Origin of the sequence: Pseudomonas sp. GM33, assembly GCF_000282295.1 — a bacterium.
Taxonomy (GTDB): Bacteria; Pseudomonadota; Gammaproteobacteria; order Pseudomonadales; family Pseudomonadaceae; genus Aquipseudomonas; species Aquipseudomonas laurylsulfatiphila.
Map to the genome: position 1 here is coordinate 1 of NZ_AKJO01000043.1, position 6,199 is coordinate 6,199.

At 62.9% G+C, this 6,199-nt stretch carries 6 protein-coding genes; all 6 read left to right on the top strand.

The window, feature by feature from the left end; all coding sequences use genetic code 11:
- Positions 1-188 precede the first annotated feature (188 nt).
- The 6 genes from PMI26_RS22360 (at position 189) to pqqD (ending at position 6,168) form a co-directional block, all read left to right on the top strand.
- Complete coding sequence (locus tag PMI26_RS22360; RefSeq protein WP_007972035.1) at positions 189-1,964, top strand: PQQ-dependent methanol/ethanol family dehydrogenase; 1,776 nt, start codon at positions 189-191, stop codon at positions 1,962-1,964.
- A 241-nt stretch (positions 1,965-2,205) separates the two neighbouring features.
- Entirely contained in the window at positions 2,206-3,726 is a 1,521-nt protein-coding gene (gene exaC, locus PMI26_RS22355) for an acetaldehyde dehydrogenase ExaC (RefSeq protein ID WP_007972037.1), read from the top strand.
- A 257-nt stretch (positions 3,727-3,983) separates the two neighbouring features.
- Entirely contained in the window at positions 3,984-4,055 is a 72-nt protein-coding gene (gene pqqA / locus PMI26_RS30425) for a pyrroloquinoline quinone precursor peptide PqqA (RefSeq protein WP_003253598.1), read from the top strand.
- A gap of 55 nt (positions 4,056-4,110) precedes the next feature.
- Positions 4,111-5,025 (top strand): pyrroloquinoline quinone biosynthesis protein PqqB, encoded by a 915-nt coding sequence (gene pqqB, locus PMI26_RS22350; protein ID WP_007972038.1) that lies wholly within the window; start codon positions 4,111-4,113, stop codon positions 5,023-5,025.
- Positions 5,026-5,146: 121 nt separating this feature from the next.
- Positions 5,147-5,899, top strand: a complete 753-nt coding sequence (pqqC, locus tag PMI26_RS22345; RefSeq protein ID WP_007972040.1) for a pyrroloquinoline-quinone synthase PqqC — start codon at positions 5,147-5,149, stop codon at positions 5,897-5,899.
- Positions 5,896-6,168 carry a pyrroloquinoline quinone biosynthesis peptide chaperone PqqD gene (pqqD, locus tag PMI26_RS22340; protein ID WP_007972043.1) on the top strand — a complete coding sequence of 91 codons (273 nt, stop codon included), beginning with the start codon at positions 5,896-5,898 and terminating at the stop codon, positions 6,166-6,168. Before pqqC ends, pqqD begins: the two co-directional genes overlap by 4 nt.
- The last annotated feature ends 31 nt before the right edge of the window (positions 6,169-6,199 follow it).

Sequence of the window (6,199 nt, forward strand, 5' to 3'; positions counted from 1 at the left end):
AGCAGGCTCGCTCCTACAAAGAGGCCGGTGCCGTTCACAAAGTTTCGTGTCCATCTCCACCCACCCTGTACCAAGGAACTAGCAATCTCCTCATTGCGGGCAATTGTTGCCAGGGCGGCGGCGCCCAAGAATCTGCACCAGACCGGGAAAATTTCCGGACATAACAAAAATCCGCAGAGGAAGCCGTCATGACTCAACCCGCACGTCGCCAGCCCTTCGTCCTGAGCCTGCTGCTCAGTGCCATGCTGTTGTCCGGCCAGGCATTGGCCGGGGTTTCCGACCAGGACATTCTCCAGGACCCGAAGAACCCGGAACAGGTCGTGACCAACGGCCTCGGCGTTCAAGGGCAGCGCTACAGCCCGCTGGATATTCTCAACGTCGACAACGTCAAGGAACTGCGCCCGGCCTGGGCGTTTTCCTTCGGCGGTGAAAAACAGCGGGGCCAGCAAGCGCAGCCGATGGTCAAGGACGGCGTGATGTACATGACCGGTTCCTACTCCCGGGTCTTCGCCGTGGATGCGCGCACCGGCAAGAAACTCTGGCAATACGATGCGCGCCTGCCCGATGACATCCGCCCTTGCTGCGACGTGATCAACCGTGGCGTCGCGCTGTATGGCGACCTGGTGATTTTCGGCACCCTCGACGCCAAACTCGTGGCGCTGAACAAGGACACCGGCAAGGTGGTGTGGAGCAAGAAAGTCGCCGACCACAAGGAAGGCTACTCGATCAGTGCCGCGCCGCTGGTGATCAATGGCAAGCTGATTACCGGCGTGGCCGGTGGCGAGTTCGGGGTGGTGGGCAAGATCGAGGCCTACGATCCGAAAAACGGTGATCTGCTGTGGACCCGGCCGACGGTCGAAGGCCATATGGGCTATGTCTACAAGGACGGCAAAGCCGTGGAGAACGGCATCTCCGGCGGCGAGGCGGGCAAGACCTGGCCGGGCGATCTGTGGAAAACCGGCGGTGCAGCCCCCTGGCTTGGCGGTTATTACGACCCGGAAACCAACCTGCTGCTGTTCGGTACCGGCAACCCGGCGCCGTGGAACTCGCACCTGCGCCCTGGCGACAACCTCTACTCCTCATCGCGCCTGGCGCTCAACCCGGACGACGGCACCATCAAATGGCACTTCCAGAGCACGCCCCACGACGGTTGGGACTACGACGGCGTGAACGAGCTGGTGTCGTTCAACTACAACGAAGGCGGCAAGGAGATCAAGGCGGCGGCCACGGCTGACCGTAACGGTTTCTTCTACGTGCTGGATCGCACCAACGGCAAATTCATCCGTGGCTTCCCGTTCGTGGACAAGATCACCTGGGCCACCGGCCTGGATAAGGACGGCCGGCCGATCTACAACGAAGCCAGCCGTCCCGGCGCCCCGGGTTCGGAAGTCAAGGGCAGCTCGGTGTTCGTGGCGCCGGCGTTCCTCGGCGCGAAAAACTGGATGCCGATGGCCTACAACCGGGACACCGGGTTGTTCTATGTGCCGTCCAACGAATGGGGCATGGACATCTGGAACGAAGGCATCGCCTACAAGAAAGGCGCGGCGTTCCTCGGTGCCGGCTTCACCATCAAGCCGTTGAACGAAGACTACATCGGCGTGCTGCGGGCCATCGATCCGAAAACCGGCAAGGAAGTCTGGCGTCACAAGAACTACGCGCCGCTGTGGGGCGGTGTGCTGACCACCAAGGGCAACCTGGTGTTCACCGGCACGCCTGAAGGCTTCCTGCAGGCGTTCAACGCCAAGACCGGCGAAAAGGTCTGGGAGTTCCAGACCGGCTCCGGCGTGCTCGGCTCGCCCATCACCTGGGAAATGGACGGCGAACAGTTCGTTTCGGTCCTCTCCGGCTGGGGCGGCGCGGTACCGCTGTGGGGCGGCGAAGTGGCCAAGCGGGTGAAGGACTTCAACCAGGGCGGCATGCTCTGGACGTTCAAGCTGCCCAAGGATCTCGTTGCCAAACACTGATCCCTTGTGGGAGCGAGCTTGCTCGCGATGTTCGTCAACGATAACGCTGGAAACCTGATACCCCGCGGCGTTCTCGGGTTCATCGCGAGCAGGCTCGCTCCTACAGTGATCGGTGTGAAACCTACGACCAAATAACGAGAGCCCCTCCTGCCAACGACGCATTCGTCTGGCACGCGGGGCTCTCTAGTATCGGCTCATCGCCTGTCAATACGACAGGCATCGACCCAGACAGAGGCCCACCATGATCTACGCACAACCCGGAACCCCAGGCGCCGTCATTACCTTCAAGCCGCGCTACGGCAACTTCATCGGTGGCGAGTTCGTTGCCCCGATCAATGGCGAGTACTTCACCAATACTTCGCCGGTCAACGGTGAAGTGATCGCCGAGTTCCCGCGCTCCAGCGCCGCTGACATCGACAAGGCCCTCGACGCCGCCCATGCCGCTGCCGACGCCTGGGGCAAGACCTCGGCCCAGGACCGCTCCCTGGTGCTGCTGAAAATCGCCGACCGCATCGAGCAGAACCTTGAGGTCCTGGCCGTCACCGAAACCTGGGACAACGGCAAGGCCGTGCGCGAAACCCTGAACGCCGACGTACCGCTGGCGGCCGACCACTTCCGTTACTTCGCCGGCTGCATCCGTGCGCAGGAAGGCGGGGCTGCCGAGATCAACGAGTTGACCACGGCCTATCACTTCCATGAGCCCCTGGGCGTGGTCGGGCAGATCATTCCGTGGAACTTCCCGCTGCTGATGGCCGCCTGGAAACTCGCCCCGGCGCTCGCCGCCGGCAACTGCATCGTGCTCAAGCCGGCCGAGCAAACGCCGCTGTCGATCATGGTGTTCGCCGAGCTGATCGCCGACCTGCTGCCCGCGGGCGTGCTGAACATCGTCCAGGGCTTCGGTCGCGAAGCCGGCGAAGCCCTGGCCACCAGCAAGCGCATCGCCAAGATCGCCTTCACCGGTTCGACCCCGGTGGGCGCGCACATCATGCATTGCGCCGCCGAGAACATCATCCCGAGCACCGTCGAGCTGGGTGGCAAGTCGCCGAACATCTTCTTCGAAGACATCATGAACGCGGAGCCGGCGTTCATCGAAAAAGCCGCCGAAGGCCTGGTGCTGGCGTTCTTCAACCAGGGCGAAGTCTGCACCTGCCCGTCCCGGGCACTGGTGCAAGAGTCGATCTATGAGCCGTTCATGGCCGAGGTGATGAAGAAGATCACCAGGATCAAGCGCGGCAACCCGCTGGACACGGAAACCATGGTCGGCGCCCAGGCGTCCGAGCAGCAATACGACAAGATCCTCTCGTACCTGACCATTGCCCAGGAGGAGGGCGCCGAGCTGCTCACCGGCGGCGCGGCCGAACGCCTGGAGGGCGACCTGTCCAGCGGTTACTACATCCAGCCGACCCTGCTCAAGGGCCACAACAAGATGCGCGTGTTCCAGGAAGAAATCTTCGGCCCGGTGGTGGGTGTCACCACCTTCAAGGACGAAGCCGAAGCCCTGGCGATTGCCAACGACAGCGAGTTCGGCCTCGGCGCCGGCCTGTGGACCCGCGACATCAACCGCGCCTACCGTATGGGTCGGGCGATCAAGGCCGGACGGGTGTGGACCAACTGCTACCACCTGTACCCGGCGCATGCGGCGTTCGGCGGCTACAAGAAGTCCGGCGTCGGCCGGGAAAACCACAAGATGATGCTCGATCACTATCAGCAGACCAAAAACCTGCTGGTGAGCTACGACATCAATCCGCTGGGGTTCTTCTGATCACTCAAGAACACTGAAAAACCTGTGGGAGCGAGCTTGCTCGCGATGAGGCCAGCACATTCAACATCTCGGTTGACTGTTGCTCCGTCATCGCGAGCAAGCTCGCTCCCACATGGGGATGTGGGGTTCTGGAAATTTGCTCGACACCCCCTACCAAATCACCCCGCCAACTCCTTCGAAAGTAGCATTCGGGCACTCAACGCCCCGTGCATTAATGGCTCTACCGGAATCACCCGGCACAAGAAGAGGAATGACCCATGTGGACTAAACCCGCGTTTACCGATCTGCGCATTGGCTTCGAAGTGACGATGTATTTCGCCAACCGTTGATTGATCACCCGGCCAGCCAATGCGTTGGCCGGGCCTGCCTTCTGGAGCATCGGCCATGCACATCCGCGTTCTCGGTTCCGCCGCTGGCGGTGGTTTTCCGCAATGGAACTGCAACTGCCGCCAGTGCGCCGGTGTGCGCAATGGCAGCCTGCGGGCCCAGCGCCGTACGCAGTCGTCGATTGCCTTGAGTGACGACGGTGTGGAGTGGGTGCTGTGCAACGCGTCACCGGACATTCGCGCGCAACTCGAGAGTTTTGCGCCTCTGCAACCGGCGCGGCGCCTGCGTGACAGCGCCATCGCCGGCATCGTGCTGCTGGACAGCCAGATCGACCATTGCACCGGTTTGCTCAGCTTGCGCGAAGGCTGCCCCCATGACGTTTGGTGCACCGAGCGTGTGCATCAGGATCTGAGCAGCGGTTTCCCGTTGTTCAACATGCTCGGACACTGGAACGGCGGACTGCACTGGCAACCGGTCGGCCTCGATCGCCAGCCGTTCGGCATCCCGGCCTGCGGGCATTTGCAATTTCGCGCGATTCCCCTGGTGAGCAACGCGCCGCCGTATTCGCCCAATCGCGGCAACCCGCAACCGGGCGACACCATTGGCCTGTTCGTTGAAGACCTGCGCAGTGGCGCGTCGCTGTTCTATGCGCCGGGCCTTGGCCGAATCGACGATGAAGTGCTGGGCTGGATGCAGCGTGCCGATTGCCTGTTGCTGGACGGCACCCTGTGGCGCGACGACGAGATGCGTATCTGCGAAGTCGGCCAGAGCCTGGGCAGCGAAATGGGGCACCTCCCACAAAGCGGCCCCGGCGGGATGCTGGACGTGCTGGAGGGTTTCAACCGCCAGCGCAAGGTGCTGATCCACATCAACAACACCAATCCCATTCTCGATGAAGACTCGGCCGAGCGGGCGTTGCTGGAGCGGCGGGGGATCGAAGTGGCTTATGACGGCATGAGTATTGAGCTGTAGCGGCTGGCCCCTTCGCGAGCAGGCTCGCTCCCACAGGGGGAGCACCGCCTGTTCAATGTGGGAGCGAGCCTGCTCGCGAAGAGGCCTGACCAGACACCGCAGAGCTTCCCGGAGAACCGCAATGACTGACAACGCAATGACCCCCAGCGAATTCGAAGCCGCCCTGCGCGCCAAGGGCGCCTACTACCACATCCACCATCCTTTCCATCAAGCCATGTACGCCGGCCGCGCCAGCCGCGAGCAGATCCAGGGCTGGGTCGCCAATCGCTTTTACTATCAGATCAACATTCCCCTGAAGGACGCCGCGATTCTCGCCAACTGCCCGGACCGCGACGTGCGCCGCGAGTGGCTGCAACGGATTCTCGACCACGACGGCGCTCCCGGCAGCGAGGGCGGAATCGAAGCCTGGCTGCGCCTGGGCGAAGCCGTGGGCCTGGATCGCGAGCAGATCCTCTCCCAGGAGCTGGTGCTGCCCGGCGTGCGTTTCGCGGTGGACGCCTACGTCAATTTCGCCCGTCGCGCCTGCTGGCAGGAAGCGGCCAGCAGCTCGCTGACCGAACTCTTTGCCCCACAGATCCATCAGTCTCGACTCGACGCCTGGCCGACCCATTACCCGTGGATCGACGCCGCCGGCTACGACTATTTCCGCACGCGCCTGAGCCAGGCGCGGCGCGATGTCGAGCATGGGTTGCGCATCACCCTGGCGCACTACGTGACGGCCGAGGGGCAACAACGCATGCTGGAGATCCTGCAGTTCAAGCTCGACGTGCTGTGGAGCATGCTCGATGCCATGAGCATGGCCTACGAACTTGCGCGCCCGCCGTATCACACGGTTACCGGCGACAATGTCTGGCACCGGGGGATCGCCCTGTGAGCCTGATCGATCGCCAGCAGTCACCGGCCTTGCGTCGCGGTTTTCGTCTGCAATGGGAACCCCGCCAGGACTGCCACGTGCTGCTGTACCCCGAAGGCATGATCAAGCTCAACGCCAGTGCCGGGCAGATTCTCGACCTGGTGGACGGCCAGCGCAGTGTGGCGGCGATCATCGAGCGATTGAGCGCGAATTTCCCCGGCGTACCCGGGATCGACGAAGACGTGCTGGCGTTTCTGGAGGTGGCCCATGCGCAATTCTGGATCGAGTGAGACGCTGCCCGGACCGCCGTTGTGGCTGGGG

Excerpts from the sequence above, each read along its gene's own strand:
- PMI26_RS22360 (WP_007972035.1), top strand. The coding sequence starts at position 189 with ATGACTCAACCCGCACGTCGCCAGCCCTTCGTCCTGAGCCTGCTGCTC.
- exaC (WP_007972037.1), top strand. The coding sequence starts at position 2,206 with ATGATCTACGCACAACCCGGAACCCCAGGCGCCGTCATTACCTTCAAG.
- pqqB (WP_007972038.1), top strand. The coding sequence starts at position 4,111 with ATGCACATCCGCGTTCTCGGTTCCGCCGCTGGCGGTGGTTTTCCGCAA.
- pqqC (WP_007972040.1), top strand. The coding sequence starts at position 5,147 with ATGACTGACAACGCAATGACCCCCAGCGAATTCGAAGCCGCCCTGCGC.